The organism is Pseudomonas sp. GW821-FHT02C04, from assembly GCF_059421845.1.
In genome coordinates this window covers 763,079-781,137 of sequence record NZ_JBWKVT010000002.1, presented here as the reverse complement: position 1 = coordinate 781,137, position 18,059 = coordinate 763,079, and the positions used below count along the sequence as shown (strand labels likewise).

Below are 18,059 nucleotides of genomic sequence, written 5' to 3'. Positions count from 1 at the left end.
CCTGTCCCCCGCACTTGCTTCGTAGGCTGGCCGTTTCCGCCACGCCTCGAAGGAAGCTGCCATGCCTGACTCCAATCCCCTCCTGCAACACTGGACCCTGCCGCCCTGGCCGGATATTCGCACCGAGCATCTGCTGCCGGCGATCAACAACATCATCGATGACCACCGACGAATCATTGCGCAAGTGCTTGCCACTCAGCTTGAACATCCCGGCTGGGACGATCTGGTACTGAGCATCGACGAAGCCGATGCTCGCATCGGTGAGTTCCGATCAATTCTCGAAACACTGTCCATGGTCAGATCCGACGATGCCGCCTGGCTCGTGGAAAGCGCCAAGGCGCATCTGGCGATCAATCAGTATCGTTCCGAAAAATCCCGCAATCGCCCGCTGTACGAGGCCTATCAGCGTTTGGCGCGGAGTTCGATCGCGGCCAGTTTCGATGAATCGCGCAAAATGGCTCTCGCGCGGATATTGCGCAGATTCAGGCGGTCAGGCATTGAACTGGCCACCGCGCAGCAGCAAGAGCTGGCGCAGTTGAACCGCGAAATCGGTGGGTTGGAGTATGTGTTTCTGGACAACCTGGAGCGCTGGGCCGGGACATGGAACAAACGGGTCGACGATGCGGCACTGCTCGCGGGTCTGTCTCCCGCCCTGAAGGAGCGTCTCGCGCTGAACGCCCGGGAGGCCGGCCATGACAGTTGGCTGATCCGCCTGGATCAGAACACCTGCAATCACATCCTCAAATACGCCGAGAACCGCGCCTTGCGGGAGGAATGTTGCGTTGCCTACATGACCCGTGCCTCTGATCAGGGCCCACCGGCCGGCCGCTTCGATAACGGCCCGGTACTGACGGCGCTGCTTGCGCTGCGCCAACAGAAAGCCCGTTTACTCGGCTACGAAAATGCCGCGCAACTGAGTCTGGCAAAAAACACGACCGGGACAACAGCGTGGGTCAGTGGTTTTCTCCAGCGCCAGGTTGCGCAGTTGGCGCCGGCTCTCGAGCAGGACGCCAGACAACTGGCCGCCTTTGCGCTGCAACGCGGATTCGAACGGGTCCAGCCATGGGATGAAGACTTTCTCGCCGAACAATGGCGCCAGCAGCAGTTTCCCGGGGCGCTGGACAACCTGCGTGATTACTTCCCGCTCGACGGCACCCTACGCCGGCTCTATCTGTTCTGTGAACGCATGTTCGGGATCCGCATCGTCGAGCAAATCGGCGGAAGACACTGGCATGACGATGTACGGCTGCTGGAAATCAGCGAGCACGAGCAGGTCATCGGCTACATCTACCTCGACCCGTTTCACCGCGACAACGCTGCAGATTTCCCCGGCACTTCCACACTGCGCAACCGCCGAATCAATGCCGAAGGGCGCCCGGCATTGCCGATTGCCCTGCTCTACAGCAACTTCACCCCCGCTACCGACACCCATCCATGCCGGCTCGAACTCGACGACCTGCAGGTCCTTTTTCATGAGTTTGGCCACTGTCTTCAGCACGTACTGACGCGCTCGCCTCATCACACCCTGTCCGGCATCCTGCAACTGGGCCATGAGGCGGCGGAGTTTTCCGGGCAATTGTTCGAGCAGTGGTGTCAGTCGCGGGAGTTTGTGCTGTGGCTCGGCGCGCATTTCCAGACCGGTGAACGCCTGAGTGCCTCACGGGTCGACGCTGCCCTGACGGCCAGTCAGGCCCACGCCAGCCGGCAAAAAGCCTTGCTGCTGATGGGCGCGATCATCGATTTCGAGCTGCACCTGACTCATGGCGATGGGCGCTCTGTCGAAGCGGTTTGCTCCGACGTGCAGAGGACGATGGTTCACCTGCAACTACCGGACGGTCACCGGTTCGCCAACGGTTTCGATTACTTGGTGACCCAGTACGACGCGTCGGTTTACGCCTATGTCTGGTCGGGAGCGCTGGCTCAGGAAGCGTTCAAGCGTTTCAGCCGAGACGGGGTGTTCAACGCGCAAACCGGCCGGGCATTGCGCGAAACGTTCTTTGCACCCGGGGCCGGGTGCCCCTTGCTGGAAGCGGTGGAAGCATTCGTCGGCCGGCCAGTCAGTGAAGACGTGGGTGCCGGCCCTTCGATCATCCGGCGGGTTACTTCAGATTGACGGTCTGGAACCAGCTCTTCATCGAGCAAGTAGCGAACGCACTGGTGCTGCAATCGCCGTTGGCCAGCGCGGTACGCAGCTTCTCGACATCAGCCTGCATGACGTAGCGAACGCCATCCTTGAAGTGACCGCTTTCACCGAAACCGCCCTGGGTCATTTCGTTCAGGGCGTCTTCCTTGCTCCAGCCTTGCACCACGATGCGGTACATCGCGGCCATCAGGCCGGTGCGGTCGGAGCCGTGCTTGCAGTGCATCAACACCGGGCCGTTGGCTTCGGCGGTCTGGATCGCGCGCAAGGTCTTGAGCACGTCGCTGTCATCGACATGATTGGTGCGATACGGCAGTTGCACCTGATTGATGCCCGGAGCGTTCAGCCAGCTCGAATCCGCTTCCGGCAGAAAGTTGATGACCGTGGCCACTTTCAGGTTTTGCAACAACGGCACGGCACCGGCATCCGGCAGCGCACTGCGATAAAGCGTGGGCGACATCTGAAAGAAGTTGTATTTCACTTCGACCGGTTGCGCCCATTCCGGAGGACGAGAAGCCGGCGCATCTGCGGCATGGGCCGGGATCGAGCCGAGCAGGGCAAGCAGCGAGAAACAGATCGCAGAGGAAAAACGCTTCAAGGACATGCTGAGTGGTGACCGTGTGGGATTCGTCAGTGAGGGCAGCAGCTTGAGGGTTGTCCAGTCAAATCCCTGTGAGGCGTTTGTCAAAGAAACGTGAAGCCAGGGACATCCTTCGTCGCAAATCCGGGCTTTTTTTCGGCTGAATCGATTCATCCGGTTGGTTAGGCTGCTACCATTTGTCACATCATGTTGCGGACGCGTCCCCCTTTTCCGGGTCATTTCCGGCCACGTCGCAACCGACCACTCAAAAGCCGTCCCCAGAAGCGGCTGATAACCATCAATGCCTGATGAGGTGCACCCCATGTCTGATCAAGATCGAGACAACCCGCGGCGTGAGTTTTTGCGCAAATCCCTGACCCTGATCCCGGTGGTCACCCTCGCTGGCACCGGCCTCGGTAGCAGCGTGCTGCAAGCCGCTCCGGAAAGCGCACCGGCTGCGGCACCGGCAAAACCGGCCGTCGCTGACGCGAGCGTCTATCAGCCGAGCTATTTCACCGCCGAAGAGTGGGCGTTCATCAATGCCGCCGTTGCGCAATTGATCCCCAATGATGCCCAGGGCCCTGGCGCTCTCGAGGCTGGCGTGCCGGAATACATCGACCGTCAGATGAACACGCCGTACGCCGCCGGTGCCCTGTGGTACATGCAAGGCCCGTTCAATGCCGACGCTGCGCCCGAGATGGGCTGGCAGAGCAAACTGGTGCCAAAAGAGATCTATCGCCTCGGCATCGCCGCCACGGATCAGTGGGCAAAATCCCTCAATGGCAAAACATTTGCCGAGCAAGACAGCGCTACCCGAGACGATCTGCTCAAGCAGCTTGAAGCCGGAAAACCGCAATTCGACGCTGTTCCCGCGAAGATTTTCTTCAATCTTTTGCTGCAAAACACCAAGGAGGGGTTCTTCTGCGACCCGATCCACGGCGGCAATAAAGGCATGGTCGGCTGGACCATGATCGGCTTCCCCGGCGCCCGCGCCGATTTCATGGATTGGGTGGAACGCAACGAGCAATACCCCTTCCCGGCAGTTTCGATTCGCGGCGAGAGGGCGTGAGCATGGCAACGGTAATGAAGAAGGTCGACGCAGTGATCGTCGGTTTCGGCTGGACAGGCGCAATCATGGCCAAAGAGCTGACCGAAGCCGGTCTCAACGTGCTGGCGCTGGAGCGCGGCCCGATGCAGGACACCTACCCTGACGGCAACTATCCCCAGGTGATCGACGAACTCACCTACAGCGTGCGGAAAAAACTCTTCCAGGACATCTCCAAAGAGACCGTCACCATCCGTCACAGCGTCAACGATATCGCCCTGCCGAACCGCCAGCTGGGCGCGTTCCTGCCGGGCAATGGCGTGGGCGGCGCCGGGCTGCACTGGTCGGGCGTGCACTTTCGCGTCGACCCAATCGAGCTGCGCATGCGCAGCCACTACGAAGAGCGTTACGGCAAAAGCTTCATCCCCAAGGACATGACCATCCAGGACTTCGGCGTCAGCTATGAAGAGCTGGAACCGTTCTTCGATTTCGCCGAAAAAGTCTTCGGCACCTCCGGCCAGGCCTGGACCGTGAAAGGCCAACTGGTCGGCCAGGGCAAGGGTGGCAACCCGTACGCGCCGGATCGCTCGAACCCGTTTCCGCTGGAAGCGCAGAAGAACACGGTTTCCGCACAGCTGTTCGGCAAAGCAGCCACAGAAGTCGGTTACAAACCCTACAACCTGCCTTCCGCGAATACTTCGGGGCCGTACACCAACCCTTACGGCGCGCAGATGGGCCCGTGCAACTTCTGCGGTTTCTGCAGCGGCTACGTTTGCTACATGTATTCCAAGGCGTCGCCGAACGTGAACATTCTGCCGGCGCTGAAACCGCTGCCGAATTTCGAACTGCGGCCCAACGCCCACGTCCTGCGGGTCAACCTCGACAGCACGAAAACCAAAGCCACCGGCGTCACCTACATCGACGGCCAGGGACGCGAGATCGAGCAACCGGCGGATCTGGTGATCCTCGGCGCGTTCCAGTTGCACAACGTACGGCTGATGCTGCTCTCCGGCATCGGCAAGCCGTACGACCCGGTCAGCGGCGAAGGTGTGGTCGGGCGTAACTTCGCCTACCAGAACATGGCGACCATCAAGGCGTTCTTCGACAAGGACACCCACACCAACAACTTCATTGGCGCCGGCGGCAACGGTGTGGCGCTGGACGACTTCAACGCCGACAACTTCGACCACGGGCCACACGGTTTCGTCGGGGGCTCGCCGATGTGGGTCAACCAGGCCGGCAGCCGTCCGATTGCCGGCACCTCCAACCCGCCGGGCACCCCGGCCTGGGGCAGCGACTGGAAACGCGCGACCGCCGATTACTACACCCACCAGGTGTCGATGGACGCTCACGGCGCGCATCAGTCCTACCGGGGCAACTACCTCGATCTGGACCCGGTGTACCGCGATGCCTACGGCCTGCCGCTGCTGCGGATGACCTTCGACTGGCAGGAAAACGACATCAAGATGAACCGCTTCATGGTCGAGAAAATGGGCAAGGTCGCGCAAGCCATGGGCCCGAAAGCCATCGCCGTGCTTGGCAAGAAAGTCGGCGAGCACTTCAACACCGCGTCCTACCAGACCACCCACCTCAACGGTGGCGCGATCATGGGCACCGATCCGAAGACCAGCGCGCTGAACCGCTACTTGCAGAGCTGGGACGTGCACAACGTATTCGTTCCAGGTGCGTCGGCGTTCCCGCAGGGCCTGGGTTACAACCCGACCGGGCTGGTCGCCGCGCTGACCTACTGGTCGGCGAAAGCGATCCGCGAGCAATACCTGAAAAACCCCGGCCCGTTGGTTCAGGCTTAAGGAGCGATGACCATGAAGACTCTCGTTATCGCGACCCTGGCGCTGCTGGGCAGCGCATCCCTTTATGGCGCCGAAGTTGATCAAACCTTGATCAAAAAAGGTGAATACCTCGCCCGTGCCGGTGACTGCGTGGCTTGCCATACGGCCAAGGACGGCAAGCCGTTCGCCGGCGGCCTGCCGATGGAAACCCCGATCGGCACGATCTACTCGACCAACATCACCCCGGACAACACCGGGCTGGGCGGCTACAGCTTCGAGGAGTTCGACCAGGCCGTACGTCATGGCGTCGCCAAAAACGGCAGTACCTTGTACCCGGCGATGCCGTACCCGTCCTACGCCCGTGTCAGTCGGGATGATATGCAGGCGCTGTACGCCTACTTCATGCACGGCGTTGAACCGGTGGCGCAGGAGAACAAGGCCAGCGACATCCCGTGGCCATTGAGCATGCGCTGGCCGCTGATGGGCTGGCGCTGGCTGTTCGCGCCGAAGGTCGAGGACTACAAACCTGCGTCGGACGATGCCGTCGTCAGCCGTGGGGCGTATCTGGTGGAAGGCCTCGGACATTGCGGCGCCTGCCATACGCCACGGGCCCTGACCATGCAGGAAAAATCCCTGAGCGCGGCCGAAGGCAGCAGTTTTCTGTCAGGCAGTGCGCCGCTGGAAGGCTGGATCGCCAAGAGCCTGCGCGGCGACCACAAGGATGGCCTCGGCGGCTGGAGCGAGGAGCAACTGGTGCAGTTCCTCAAGACCGGGCGCAGCGACCGCAGCGCAGTATTCGGCGGCATGAGCGACGTGGTCACCCACAGCATGCAGTACATGACCGACGCCGACCTGACCGCGATCGCCCGATACCTGAAGTCGCTGCCGGCCAATGATCCTGCCGACCAGCCACATCAGTACGACGAGAAAGCCGCCAAGGCTCTATGGAACGGTGATGACAGTCAGCGTGGTGCGGCGGTGTACATCGACAACTGCGCCGCCTGCCACCGCACCGATGGCCACGGCTACACCCGGGTGTTCCCGGCGCTGGCGGGCAACCCGGTGTTGCAATCGGAAGACCCGACGTCGCTGATCCACATCGTGCTCAAGGGCGGCACCCTGCCTGCGACGCACACCGCACCGTCCACCTTCACCATGCCCGGCTTCGCCTGGCGACTGTCGGATCAGGAAGTGGCGGATGTCGTGAGCTTTATTCGTGGAAGTTGGGGTAACAAGGCATCCCCTGTCACTGCGAAAGATGTTGCCAAGTTACGGACAGATGATATGACCACAACATCAGCCGGTGATCTTGGACAAGTAACCAGCCACAACTAAGCACAATAACCCCTGCATGATCAATCATGCAGGGGTTATTCATTCAATCGCTGTTACGGATTGGTAATACTGGCATAGGCTTTGGCCAGGGCAACCAGCTTGGCTCGGTCCTGCTCACCGATTTCACCGTCGCGATCCACATCGTGCTCCAAACGGCCAATGCTGAAGGTATGCCCGCCATCCCTGGAGGTCGCGGTAACAAAAATCGGGTCCACCAGCATTTCAGTCTGTACGCCGGCTTCGGCATCCCAGCCCAACTCTTTACGCGCAAGTTCCATGGAAACCAGGGTATTGGGCTCCGATGGGCCGGGCTGCATCATTTGCAGAAAAATACCGCGCGAATTAAAAAACGACATCATCAATTCCTTTTGTCTTTTATATAATCAAGTGTTGTGAAGCGGAGTGAATACTACGAACTTGAACAGCAAACGAACAGCCAACTTATGTTTCTTTAATTTGCACAACTACAACTTTACATCTAAATAAACTTATAACTAACCGCTCGATTTATTGGTGGACGGCCGAACGGTAGTGGATCATCCGGCACCTTACGGATACTGTATGCATGTACAGATAAAGGAAACCCGTGATGTCCAGCCCCTTGCCCCCGCGCGGTCGCGGCACCGCCACCAATCCGCACAACCGCTTCGCGCCGAGCCGTTCGGTGGCGGAGGACGATGGCTGGTATCAGGAAGTGCCACTGACCCAGGGCACCGAAGTCAGCTTCGAGACGGCGAAAACCATCATCACCCGCAACACCTCGCCGGACCTGCCCTTCGATCGTTCGATCAATCCCTATCGCGGCTGCGAGCATGGCTGCATCTATTGCTACGCACGACCGAGCCACGCCTATTGGGACATGTCGCCGGGGCTGGATTTTGAAACGAAGCTGATCGCCAAGACCAACGCCGCCCAGGTGCTGGAAGAACAGCTGGGGAAAAAAGGCTATCAATGCGCGCCGATCAACCTGGGCTCCAATACCGACCCGTATCAGCCTATCGAACGCGAACACAGAATCACTCGCCAGACCCTCGAAGTATTACTGCGCTACCGGCACCCGGTGACCATCGTCACCAAGGGCTCGCTGATCCTGCGTGACCTCGATCTGCTCACCGAACTGGCGCAGCAACGGCTGGTGGCGGTGATGATCAGCCTCACCACCCTGGACGATGAGCTCAAACGCATTCTCGAACCCCGGGCCGCCGCGCCCAAGGCCCGGTTGCGGGCGATCCGGGTGATGCGCGAAGCGGGTATCCCGGTCGGCGTACTGTGCTCGCCGATGATTCCGATGATCAACGACAGCGAAATCGAAAGCCTGCTGACCGAAGCCCACGCAGCCGGAGCCCAGAGCGCCGCGTACATGATGCTGCGCCTGCCACTGGAAGTGGCGCCGCTGTTCGAGGAATGGCTCGAAGCGCATTACCCGCAACGTGCCACCCATGTGTTGAGCCTGATTCGCCAGAGCCGTGGCGGCGAGCTGTACGACAGCCGTTTTGGCGCACGAATGCGCGGTGAAGGGCCGTTCGCCGACCTGCTCGCGCAACGCTTCGCCAAGGCGTTGAAACGCCTGGGACTCAATCACCGTGAAGGTTTCAATCTGGATTGCACAGCCTTTTGTCCGCCGGGTCGCCAGATGGCGCTGATTTAGGGACAATTGGCCTATGGTTGAGTGGAGGGAATTGCTTGCCCGGTTACGCTGGTCACGTTTTTTGTGACCTGGAACACACGTTCTAGAGCGCTTGATTCAGTTTGAGTTAAGTTTCGGCGGTTACCTTGTTCATCGAGTGACTGACGGGTCGGGATGACCCGGATGTTTTTAAACAGCCACTGGCTTCATACCGGAATACACGGGAACGACTCCCCGAATCCGCCAAAGAGGATGAATCATGAGTGACAAGGATAAACAGCCGTTGGCTGCGTCGGCGCAAGCCGTCCCTGGGGCGGAATCCGCCGATGCAGCGCTGCGACATATCGTTGACGGCTTTTTGCATTTTCATCATGAGGTCTTTCCGCAACAGGAAGAACTCTTCAAGAAACTCGCCACGGCCCAGTCGCCACGGGCGATGTTCATCACTTGCGCCGACTCGCGCATCGTTCCTGAACTGATCACCCAGAGTTCCCCTGGCGATCTGTTCGTGACCCGTAACGTCGGCAACGTCGTTCCACCCTACGGCCAGATGAACGGTGGCGTTTCCACCGCCATCGAATACGCGGTACTGGCGCTCGGCGTGCAACACATCATCATTTGCGGCCACTCCGATTGCGGCGCCATGCGCGCAGTGCTCAATCCGGACAGCCTGGAAAAGATGCCGACGGTCAAAGCCTGGCTGCGCCACGCCGAAGTCGCAAAAACCATGGTGCATGACAACTGCAACTGCACCGACGAAAAAGAAAGCATGCCGATCCTCACCGAGGAAAACGTCATCGCCCAACTGCAGCACTTGCGTACCCATCCTTCGGTAGCCTCGCGCATGGCGAACGGTCATCTGTTCATCCATGGCTGGGTCTACAACATCGAAACCAGCGAAATCAAAGCTTACGACGCGGATCAGGGACGCTTCCTGCCGCTCGACGGCAGCCATCCGATTCCGGTGGCGACGCCCAAAGCGCGCTTCTAAATCCTCCTAAAAATCCGTGTGGTCTGACGCCGGTCGCTGTTTCAGCGACCAGGCTTCGCCACGCCTGAAGAAAACTTCGGGAGAGTCATCATGCGTGCGGCTCAATTGAAAGCTGTGTTGCCACGGGAGCTGCTCGCTTCGGTGGTGGTGTTTCTGGTCGCCCTGCCGCTGTGCATGGGCATTGCGATTGCTTCCGGGCTGCCACCGGCCAAAGGCCTGATCACCGGGATCATCGGTGGACTGGTGGTGGGCTGGCTGGCGGGTTCGCCGTTGCAGGTAAGCGGGCCGGCGGCGGGTCTGGCGGTGTTGGTGTTCGAGCTGGTGCGCCAGCATGGTATCGAGATGCTCGGGCCGATCCTGTTGTTGGCGGGTTTGCTGCAACTGGTGGCCGGGCGCCTGAAGCTCGGTTGCTGGTTTCGGGTCACGGCGCCAGCGGTGGTCTATGGGATGCTCGCCGGGATCGGCGTGCTGATCGTGCTCTCACAGGTGCATGTGATGCTGGATGCCGCACCGAAACCCTCGGGTCTGGACAACCTGACAGCGTTCCCCGGCGCAGTGGCGCAGGCCTTGCCGTCGTTTGGATGGCAGGCTGGGTTGCTCGGGCTGTCGACCATCGCCGTGATGTGGCTGTGGGAGAAATTCCGTCCGCATTCACTGCGCTTCATTCCGGGCGCGCTGCTCGGTGTCGGGTTGGCAACCGGCGCCTGCCTGTTGCTGGCGCTGCAAGTGAAGCGGGTTGAAGTACCGGCGAATCTGGCCGAAGCCATCGACTGGCTGAAACCGGCGGATCTGCTGAGCCTGGCCGACCCGACCCTGCTCATCGCCGCGTTTGCCGTCGCCTTCATCGCCAGTGCCGAAACCCTGCTGTCCGCCGCGGCGGTGGATCGCATGCACAGCGGCCCGCGTTCGGACTTCGATCGTGAACTGTCGGCACAAGGGGTCGGCAACATGCTCTGCGGGCTGGTCGGCGCACTGCCGATGACCGGGGTAATCGTGCGCAGCTCGGCCAACGTCCAGGCCGGCGCCACCACGCGTTACTCGACGATTTTCCATGGCCTGTGGCTGCTGGCCTTCGTGCTGTTGCTGTCGAGTGTGCTGCAAAGCATTCCGGTGGCGAGCCTGGCCGGGGTGCTGGTCTACACCGGTTTCAAACTGGTGGATCTGAAAGCCTTTCGTGGCCTGGGGCGGTATGGCCGGATGCCGATGTTCACCTACGCCGCCACGGCGCTGGCGATCATCTTCACCGACCTGTTGACCGGCGTGCTGATCGGTTTCGGCCTGACCCTGGTGAAACTGGCGTTCAAGGCTTCACGGCTGAAGATCAGCCTGATCGATCTGCCGCAGGATGGGGAAATGGAATTGCGTCTGGTGGGCGCGGCGACGTTTCTCAAGGTGCCGGCGCTGACTCAGGTGCTGGGCAGCATTCCGCCGGGCACGACGGTGCATGTGCCGCTCAACAATCTGAGCTACATCGACCATTCGTGTCTGGAATTGCTGGAGGAGTGGGGACGGGCCAATGCGGCCAAGGGTTCGAAGCTGTTGATCGAGTCGCGGGGATTGAAGCGCAGGCTTGAGGGACGGATCCGCACCACTACCGGCATCGGTGCGGCAGGCTGAAAAACTTGGGGGAACAGAGCGATCTGTTCCCCCAATCGTTTGCGCAGAGATCAAGCCGCAGGCTGATCCAGTTCCAGGCCCACGCCCAGACGGCGGCTCATGCACGGCCAGCGTTTCCACGCCGCACCGGTGTCCGGGCTGCTGAGTTTCTCGCGGTAGGCTTCCACCGACTCCAGCGCAAAGCTGTCGTCGTCGAGCATGCTGTCCACCGCGTGGTGCACCACTTCGTCGAGTTGATTGGCAAATTCCTCACCGAGCAGCTGGTGAGCAATCAGATTGGCGACCGTCATGTCCAAGGGGATCAGTGGCTGGCCGAAATGCTTGATGTACAGGTCGTTGACCTCTTCGACAAAACGGTGCGCCAGATAGGCTTCGTCCAGCAGACTGTCCAGGCCGACCGGCGGCTGGAGAAAGTACTGTTCGGCGATTTTCAGCACCGGTTTGATCTGTGACTCGATTCCCGCTTCCCTGGCGACTTCATTGGCTGCATCCAGCAGGTCTGGCACTTCATCGATGTAGGCGGCGACAAAACGCGTCAGCACGCCATTGGCGTCGGTTTCCGGCAACTGGATCGCCGGGTGCAGGTGTTGCAGTTGGGCTTCCAGCTGACGGGTCAGCTTTCCGGTTTCAATCTCGTGTTGTCGGGCTATGTGGATCTGCTCGCGCAATGCGGCGGTGTTCATGAAAACTCCAGGAAACAAGGCAATGAAATAGGGAAGACATAACTTAGCTGGCTTACGAAAAATGCTAAGACGCATTTGTCATAATTATTTCATCCTTGATACACCTGCGTTATATCGGTTTGCCACCACTCGTCTGCATCCTTCTCCATTCGTGCCCCGGAACGCAAGTGCCAGCTGTTTCACTCGATTGACGTCCGCGCATTGCATTTTTCAGCCGCTGTCTATACTCGCCATTGAATGGAGTTAGCTGATGACGCCCGACTGCACCCGCAGCAAGGCCCGGCGATTCAAGTTCGTAGTCTGATGCAGCCGCTCCCTTGCCGCAGGCGAAAGCCGGCGGGATAACAAGAACGATAAGGGGAACCCGCAATGATGCGACATCCACACGTCTGGATGGGCCTCCTGTTGTGGTCGATTTTCAGCCAGGCCAACGCGGCCTGGACTGTGAATATGGCGCCTGGAGCGACTGAAATCAGTCACGCAGTATTCGACCTGCACATGACCATTTTCTGGATCTGTGTGGTGATCGGGATCATCGTCTTCGGCGCCATGTTCTGGTCGATGATGGTGCACCGCCGTTCTACCGGGCAGGTCGCCGCAAAATTCCACGAAAGCACCACCGTCGAAATTCTCTGGACCGTCGTCCCGCTGCTGATTCTGGTGGCGATGGCCGTTCCGGCGACCGCCACCCTGATCCGCATGTACGACACCAGTGAGCCGGATATCGATATCCAGATCACCGGCTATCAGTGGAAGTGGCACTACAAATACCTGGGCCAGGACGTCGAGTTCTTCAGCAACCTGGCCACGCCCGCCGAGCAGATCCACAACAAGGAAGCCAAGGGCGAGCATTACCTGCTCGAGGTCGACAAGCCGCTGGTGCTGCCGACCGGCGCCAAGGTGCGCTTCCTCGTGACCTCTGCCGACGTGATCCACTCCTGGTGGGTGCCGGCCTTTGCGGTCAAGCGCGATGCGATCCCGGGGTTCGTCAACGAAGCCTGGACCCGCATCGACAAGCCCGGCCTCTACCGTGGCCAGTGCGCCGAACTGTGCGGCAAGGATCACGGTTTCATGCCGATCGTGGTCGAGGTCAAAGAGAAAGCGGACTACGAAAAATGGCTCGCCGATCGCAAGGCCGAGGCTGCGCAGCTCAAAGAGCTGACGAGCAAGGAATGGACCCTCGACGAGCTCAAGGAGCGCGGCGACAAGATCTACCACACCACCTGCGTAGCCTGTCACCAGGCCGAAGGCCAGGGCCTGCCGCCGATGTTCCCGGCGCTCAAGGGCTCGCCGATTGCCACCGGGCCGAAAGCCGATCACCTGCACCGCGTGTACTTCGGCAAACCGGGCACTGCCATGGCGGCGTTCGGCAAGCAACTCTCGGAAGTCGATATCGCAGCGGTCGTGACCTACGAACGTAACGCCTGGGGCAACAACAAGGGCGACATGGTCACGCCAAAAGAAGTGCTGGAGCTGAAACAGGCGGAAAGCAAATGAGCCGGTCTATTGCGTACTTCGTGAACCGGTCGGGGCAAGGCGCCCCGGCCTGCCCAGTCCACTCACTTGAAGGAGACCGGCCATGAGCGCTGTCATCGATGACCACGGTCATGCCGACCACGCCCACGGCCCCGCCAAAGGCCTGATGCGCTGGGTGCTGACCACCAACCACAAGGACATCGGCACGTTGTACCTGTGGTTCGCGTTCTGCATGTTCCTGCTTGGCGGCTCGTTCGCCATGGTGATCCGTGCCGAGCTGTTCCAGCCCGGTCTGCAAATCGTCGAGCCTGCGTTCTTCAACCAGATGACCACCATGCACGGGCTGGTGATGGTGTTCGGTGCGGTGATGCCGGCGTTCGTCGGCCTCGCCAACTGGATGATCCCGTTGATGATCGGCGCGCCGGACATGGCCCTGCCACGGATGAACAACTTCAGCTTCTGGCTGCTGCCGGCGGCGTTCCTGCTGCTGGTCTCGACTCTGTTCACCGCCGGTGGCGGGCCGAACTTCGGCTGGACGTTCTACGCGCCGCTGTCCACCACCTATGCACCGGAAAGCGTGACCTACTTCATTTTCGCCATCCACTTGATGGGGATCAGTTCGATCATGGGCGCGATCAACGTGATCGCCACCATCCTCAACCTGCGCGCCCCCGGCATGACGCTGATGAAAATGCCGCTGTTCGTCTGGACCTGGCTGATCACCGCGTTCCTGCTGATCGCAGTGATGCCGGTGCTGGCCGGGTGCGTGACGATGATGCTGATGGACATCCACTTCGGCACCAGTTTCTTCAGTGCCGCCGGTGGCGGTGACCCGGTGCTGTTCCAGCACGTGTTCTGGTTCTTCGGCCACCCCGAGGTGTACATCATGATCCTGCCGGCCTTCGGCGCCGTCAGCCAGATCATCCCGACCTTCTCGCGCAAGCCGCTGTTCGGCTACACCTCGATGGTCTACGCCACGGCGAGCATCGCGTTCCTGTCGTTCATCGTCTGGGCTCACCACATGTTCGTGGTGGGCATTCCACTGGTGGGCGAGTTGTTCTTCATGTACGCGACGATGCTCATCGCGGTGCCGACCGGGGTGAAGGTGTTCAACTGGGCCAGCACGATGTGGCAAGGCTCGCTGACCTTCGAGACGCCGATGCTGTTTGCCGTGGCGTTCGTGATCCTGTTCTCCATCGGCGGTTTCTCCGGGCTGATGCTGGCCATCGCCCCGGCGGACTTCCAGTACCAGGACACCTACTTCGTGGTCGCGCACTTCCACTACGTGCTGGTGCCGGGGGCGATCTTCGGGATCTTCGCCTCGGCCTACTACTGGCTGCCGAAATGGACCGGCCACATGTACGACGAGACCCTGGGCAAGCTGCACTTCTGGCTGTCCTTCGTCGGCATGAACATGACCTTCTTCCCGATGCACTTCGTGGGACTGGCGGGGATGCCACGGCGGATTCCGGACTACAACCTGCAGTTCGCCGACTTCAACATGGTCTCGTCGATCGGCGCGTTCATGTTCGGCGCCACGCAGATCTTCTTCCTGTTCATCGTGATCAAGACCATCCGTGGTGGCGAGCCGGCACCGGCCAAACCGTGGGATGGCGCCGAAGGTCTGGAGTGGAGCGTGCCGTCGCCGGCGCCGTATCACACCTTCACCACGCCGCCGGAAGTGAAATGAAACCCGTAGCCCTTGAGGGCCGCCGCCATGGCTGACTCGATATCGCTGAAGAAACTGGTGACCCGACTGCTCGGCGTGGTGGTGGCGATGTTTGTCTTCGGTTTTGCCCTGGTGCCGATCTACGACGTGATGTGCAAGGCCTTCGGCATCAACGGCAAGACTGCCGGGCAGTACGAAGGCGAGCAGGTTGTGGACAAGTCCCGGCAGGTGCGGGTGCAGTTCCTGTCGACCAACAATGTCGACATGCCTTGGGATTTCTATCCCAAACATGACGAACTGACGGCCAATCCCGGCGCGGTCAACGAGATGATCTTCATCGCGCGCAATCCTACCGATAAACCGATGAGCGCCCAGGCCGTACCGAGCATCGCCCCGAGCGAAGCGGCGGCGTATTTCCACAAGACCGAATGCTTTTGCTTTACCCAGCAGGTGCTGCAGCCCGGTCAGCAGATCGAGATGCCGGTGCGTTTCATCGTTGACCGCGACATGCCCAAGGACGTGAAGCACCTGACGCTGTCCTACACGCTGTTCGATATCACCGCCCGACATCCTCCGGTGGCTGCAAACACTGGCGGTTAAGCGTGCCCGATAAGGAGAACAATAAATGGCAACTCATGAGCACTATTACGTCCCGGCCCAGAGCAAATGGCCGATCGTCGCGACCATCGGCATGGTCACCACGGTGTACGGCCTGGCGACCTGGTTCAACGATCTGAAGGCAGCGCGCCCGGAATCCCACGGCCCGCTGATCTTTTTCGTCGGTGGCCTGTTGCTGGCGTACATGCTGTTCGGCTGGTTCGGCACAGTGATCAAGGAAAGCCGCGCGGGGTTGTACAGCCCGCAGCTGGACCGCTCGTTCCGCTGGGGCATGAGCTGGTTCATCTTCTCCGAGGTGATGTTCTTCATCGCCTTCTTCGGCGCGCTGTTCTATGTGCGGCACATTTCCGGTCCGGCGTTGGGCGGCGAAGGTACCAAAGGCATCGCCCACATGCTCTGGCCGAACTTCCAGTTCACCTGGCCGCTATTGCACACGCCGGATCCGAAAATGTTCCCGCCGCCCAAGGAAGTCATCAGCCCGTGGGGCCTGCCGCTGATCAACACCATCCTGCTGGTGAGCTCCAGCGTGACCATCACCATCGCCCACCATGCCCTGAAGAAAGGTCATCGCGGTGCGCTGAAGCTGTGGCTGTTGATCACCGTGCTGCTGGGTTGCGGCTTCCTCGCCTTGCAGGCCGAGGAGTACATGCACGCCTATCACGAGCTGGGCCTGACCCTCGGTTCCGGCATCTACGGCGCGACGTTCTTCATGCTCACCGGGTTCCACGGCGCCCACGTGACCATCGGCACGATCATTCTGTTCGTGATGCTGATGCGGATCCTGCGCGGCCACTTCGACAACGAGCACCAGTTCGGCTTCGAAGCCGCGAGCTGGTACTGGCACTTCGTCGATGTGGTATGGATCGGCTTGTTCATCTTCGTTTACGTGCTCTGAAGGACAGAGCTACCAAGGCGCGTGCGACACCAGTTGGCCGCTGTAGAAACCCCAGGCAATCAAGCCGACGGTGCAAGCGGCCAATGCCACCCGAACACTCAAGGCGATGACCAGGCGATTCGAGCTGCTGTCGTCCTTGACCAGGAAAAACAGGCCGCTGAACAGGCTGATCACCGTGGCAATCAGCATCAGGACGATAGCTGCTTTGAGCATGGGAAGACTCCGGGGGTACAGGCGATGCAATCAAGTATAGCGGTCGCATTCACTGCTTTTCTGGCGCGGCCATGAAGCGCTTTCGGCCGGGCGTCGTGCCGACGCTGGTGGTCGCCTTGCTGCTGCCGCTGCTGATTTCGCTGGGCTTCTGGCAGCTGGGCCGGGGTGCGGAGAAAACCGCCCTGCTCGCCAGCTACGCCGAACGCCGCGCCGCCGAACCGATGGCCAGCACCGAGCTGGTGCACAGCACCGATCCGGCCTTCCGCCGGGTGCATCTGCACGGCCAATTCGATGCCGCCCACAGCCTGCTGCTGGACAACCGTCAGCGTGACGGCAAGGTCGGCGTCGAGCTGCTGCAACCATTTCAGGATCAGCGCACCGGTCTGTGGCTGCTGGTCAATCGCGGCTGGCTGCCGTGGCCGGACCGGCGCGTTACCCCGCAATTCAAGACACCGGCCGATGCCGTGAATGTCGATGCCTGGGTGTACGTCGCCCCCGGCGCGACCTTCCAGTTGCACGCCGACCCGGTCAGCAGTACTTGGCCGCAGACGATCACCGCCGTCGAACCGGCCAAACTGTGGAAAACCCTTGAGCGCGACGGCTTCGCTTACGAACTGCGCGCAGAACCCGGCCCCGCCAGCTATCAGGCCGACTGGCCAGTGGTTGCCATGGGCCCGGAAAAACACCTCGGTTACGCCGTGCAGTGGTTCGCCATGGCCACCGCCCTGTTCGGTCTCTACCTCTATCTCGGCTGGCACAACGCAAAGGAGAAACACCATGGGAGCGGCCATGAATCCATCCAGCATGTCTGAAGCAAAAGCCCCGGCCAGTCGCCGTCGCGGCCGCATTCAACTGCTGCTGATCCTGCTCGGCGTGATCGGCCCGATGATCCTCGCCACCGGCATGTACAAGTTGCAGTTCTGGGTGCCGGACGGTCGCAGTTATCACGGCGAGCTGATCGGCAACGGCCAGAGCCGCGCCGACCTCGGGGTGACGGCTGACGAAGAACGCTGGCAGATGCTGGTGACCGCGCCGAAAGACTGCGCGGTGGATTGCCAGCAACTGGTGTACCTGGCGCGGCAGATCCAGATCGGCCTCGGCCGCGATGCCGGTCGCGCCAGCCATGCCCTCGCTGCCGCGCAACCGCTGACGGCCGACTACGAAGCCAAGCTGAGCCGCGAATATCCACAGCTGCAACGTTACCCACTGGATAGCGCCGCGTTCAGCAAAGCCACCGGCGACAAAACCACGCCACAGCTGTGGATCATCGATCCCCACGGCAATCTCGTGCTGCGCTACGACCCGAGCGTCAAGGGCAAGGATCTGCTCAACGACCTGCGCCACCTGCTGAAACTGTCGAACATCGGATAAGGGCATCGT

The 18,059-nt window shown here is 60.7% G+C and carries 17 protein-coding genes; 13 read left to right on the top strand and 4 right to left on the bottom strand.

The window, feature by feature from the left end; translation table 11 throughout:
- Nucleotides 1-61 precede the first annotated feature (61 nt).
- Complete coding sequence (locus AC07VV_RS11730; RefSeq protein WP_495036307.1) at nucleotides 62-2,113, top strand: M3 family metallopeptidase; 2,052 nt, start codon at nucleotides 62-64, stop codon at nucleotides 2,111-2,113.
- Here AC07VV_RS11730 and AC07VV_RS11725 read toward each other — a convergent pair.
- Nucleotides 2,100-2,744, bottom strand: a complete 645-nt coding sequence (locus AC07VV_RS11725) for a dual specificity protein phosphatase family protein (protein WP_495036306.1) — start codon at nucleotides 2,742-2,744, stop codon at nucleotides 2,100-2,102. The genes AC07VV_RS11730 and AC07VV_RS11725 overlap by 14 nt on opposite strands.
- A 298-nt stretch (nucleotides 2,745-3,042) precedes the next feature.
- On the opposite strand from AC07VV_RS11725, the gene AC07VV_RS11720 reads away from it, so the two are divergent.
- The 3 genes from AC07VV_RS11720 to AC07VV_RS11710 are packed head-to-tail and all read left to right on the top strand — an operon-like array spanning nucleotide 3,043 to nucleotide 6,890.
- Entirely contained in the window at nucleotides 3,043-3,789 is a 747-nt protein-coding gene (locus tag AC07VV_RS11720; RefSeq protein WP_495036305.1) for a gluconate 2-dehydrogenase subunit 3 family protein, read from the top strand.
- A gap of 2 nt (nucleotides 3,790-3,791) precedes the next feature.
- Nucleotides 3,792-5,576, top strand: a complete 1,785-nt coding sequence (locus AC07VV_RS11715) for a GMC family oxidoreductase (RefSeq protein ID WP_096822445.1) — start codon at nucleotides 3,792-3,794, stop codon at nucleotides 5,574-5,576.
- Nucleotides 5,577-5,588: 12 nt separating this feature from the next.
- A complete protein-coding gene (locus AC07VV_RS11710) occupies nucleotides 5,589-6,890 on the top strand; it encodes a c-type cytochrome (protein ID WP_495036304.1) in 1,302 nt (433 codons plus the stop codon).
- 53 nt (nucleotides 6,891-6,943) lie between these two features.
- Here the strand turns inward: AC07VV_RS11710 and AC07VV_RS11705 are convergent, their stop codons facing one another.
- Nucleotides 6,944-7,246 carry a hypothetical protein gene (locus AC07VV_RS11705; RefSeq protein ID WP_495036303.1) on the bottom strand — a complete coding sequence of 101 codons (303 nt, stop codon included), beginning with the start codon at nucleotides 7,244-7,246 and terminating at the stop codon, nucleotides 6,944-6,946.
- Nucleotides 7,247-7,479: 233 nt separating this feature from the next.
- On the opposite strand from AC07VV_RS11705, the gene AC07VV_RS11700 reads away from it, so the two are divergent.
- The 3 genes from AC07VV_RS11700 to AC07VV_RS11690 all read left to right on the top strand — a co-directional run bounded on the left by AC07VV_RS11700 (nucleotide 7,480) and on the right by AC07VV_RS11690 (nucleotide 11,125).
- Nucleotides 7,480-8,538 (top strand): PA0069 family radical SAM protein, encoded by a 1,059-nt coding sequence (locus AC07VV_RS11700; RefSeq protein ID WP_495036302.1) that lies wholly within the window; start codon nucleotides 7,480-7,482, stop codon nucleotides 8,536-8,538.
- A 238-nt stretch (nucleotides 8,539-8,776) separates the two neighbouring features.
- Nucleotides 8,777-9,508: a carbonic anhydrase gene (locus tag AC07VV_RS11695; RefSeq protein ID WP_096822442.1), complete on the top strand. Its 732-nt coding sequence runs from the start codon at nucleotides 8,777-8,779 to the stop codon at nucleotides 9,506-9,508.
- Between the two features lie 90 nt (nucleotides 9,509-9,598).
- Nucleotides 9,599-11,125, top strand: coding sequence for a SulP family inorganic anion transporter (locus AC07VV_RS11690; protein WP_495036301.1), 1,527 nt, complete (start codon nucleotides 9,599-9,601; stop codon nucleotides 11,123-11,125).
- A gap of 50 nt (nucleotides 11,126-11,175) precedes the next feature.
- Here AC07VV_RS11690 and AC07VV_RS11685 read toward each other — a convergent pair whose 3' ends face one another.
- Complete coding sequence (locus tag AC07VV_RS11685; RefSeq protein ID WP_096822440.1) at nucleotides 11,176-11,808, bottom strand: hypothetical protein; 633 nt, start codon at nucleotides 11,806-11,808, stop codon at nucleotides 11,176-11,178.
- 369 nt (nucleotides 11,809-12,177) lie between these two features.
- Between AC07VV_RS11685 and coxB the strand changes: the two genes are divergently transcribed.
- The 4 genes from coxB to AC07VV_RS11665 all read left to right on the top strand — a co-directional run bounded on the left by coxB (nucleotide 12,178) and on the right by AC07VV_RS11665 (nucleotide 16,466).
- Nucleotides 12,178-13,305 (top strand): cytochrome c oxidase subunit II, encoded by a 1,128-nt coding sequence (coxB, locus tag AC07VV_RS11680; protein WP_096822439.1) that lies wholly within the window; start codon nucleotides 12,178-12,180, stop codon nucleotides 13,303-13,305.
- A gap of 82 nt (nucleotides 13,306-13,387) precedes the next feature.
- Nucleotides 13,388-14,974: a cytochrome c oxidase subunit I gene (gene ctaD, locus AC07VV_RS11675; protein ID WP_102621155.1), complete on the top strand. Its 1,587-nt coding sequence runs from the start codon at nucleotides 13,388-13,390 to the stop codon at nucleotides 14,972-14,974.
- A 27-nt stretch (nucleotides 14,975-15,001) separates the two neighbouring features.
- The gene (locus tag AC07VV_RS11670) at nucleotides 15,002-15,553 is read left to right on the top strand and encodes a cytochrome c oxidase assembly protein (RefSeq protein WP_085733843.1); all 552 of its coding nucleotides are present in this window, start codon (nucleotides 15,002-15,004) and stop codon (nucleotides 15,551-15,553) included.
- Nucleotides 15,554-15,578: 25 nt separating this feature from the next.
- Nucleotides 15,579-16,466 carry a cytochrome c oxidase subunit 3 gene (locus tag AC07VV_RS11665; protein WP_495036300.1) on the top strand — a complete coding sequence of 296 codons (888 nt, stop codon included), beginning with the start codon at nucleotides 15,579-15,581 and terminating at the stop codon, nucleotides 16,464-16,466.
- Nucleotides 16,467-16,475: 9 nt separating this feature from the next.
- On the opposite strand, the gene AC07VV_RS11660 is transcribed toward AC07VV_RS11665, so the two are convergent.
- The gene (locus AC07VV_RS11660) at nucleotides 16,476-16,679 is read right to left on the bottom strand and encodes a twin transmembrane helix small protein (protein ID WP_065260656.1); all 204 of its coding nucleotides are present in this window, start codon (nucleotides 16,677-16,679) and stop codon (nucleotides 16,476-16,478) included.
- Between the two features lie 71 nt (nucleotides 16,680-16,750).
- Between AC07VV_RS11660 and AC07VV_RS11655 the strand changes: the two genes are divergently transcribed.
- Both AC07VV_RS11655 and AC07VV_RS11650 read left to right on the top strand, forming a co-directional pair.
- Entirely contained in the window at nucleotides 16,751-17,491 is a 741-nt protein-coding gene (locus AC07VV_RS11655; RefSeq protein WP_495036299.1) for an SURF1 family protein, read from the top strand.
- Nucleotides 17,457-18,050, top strand: a complete 594-nt coding sequence (locus tag AC07VV_RS11650; protein WP_495036298.1) for a PA_0111/PP_0108 family redox-active disulfide protein — start codon at nucleotides 17,457-17,459, stop codon at nucleotides 18,048-18,050. Before AC07VV_RS11655 ends, AC07VV_RS11650 begins: the two co-directional genes overlap by 35 nt.
- Nucleotides 18,051-18,059 lie beyond the last annotated feature (9 nt).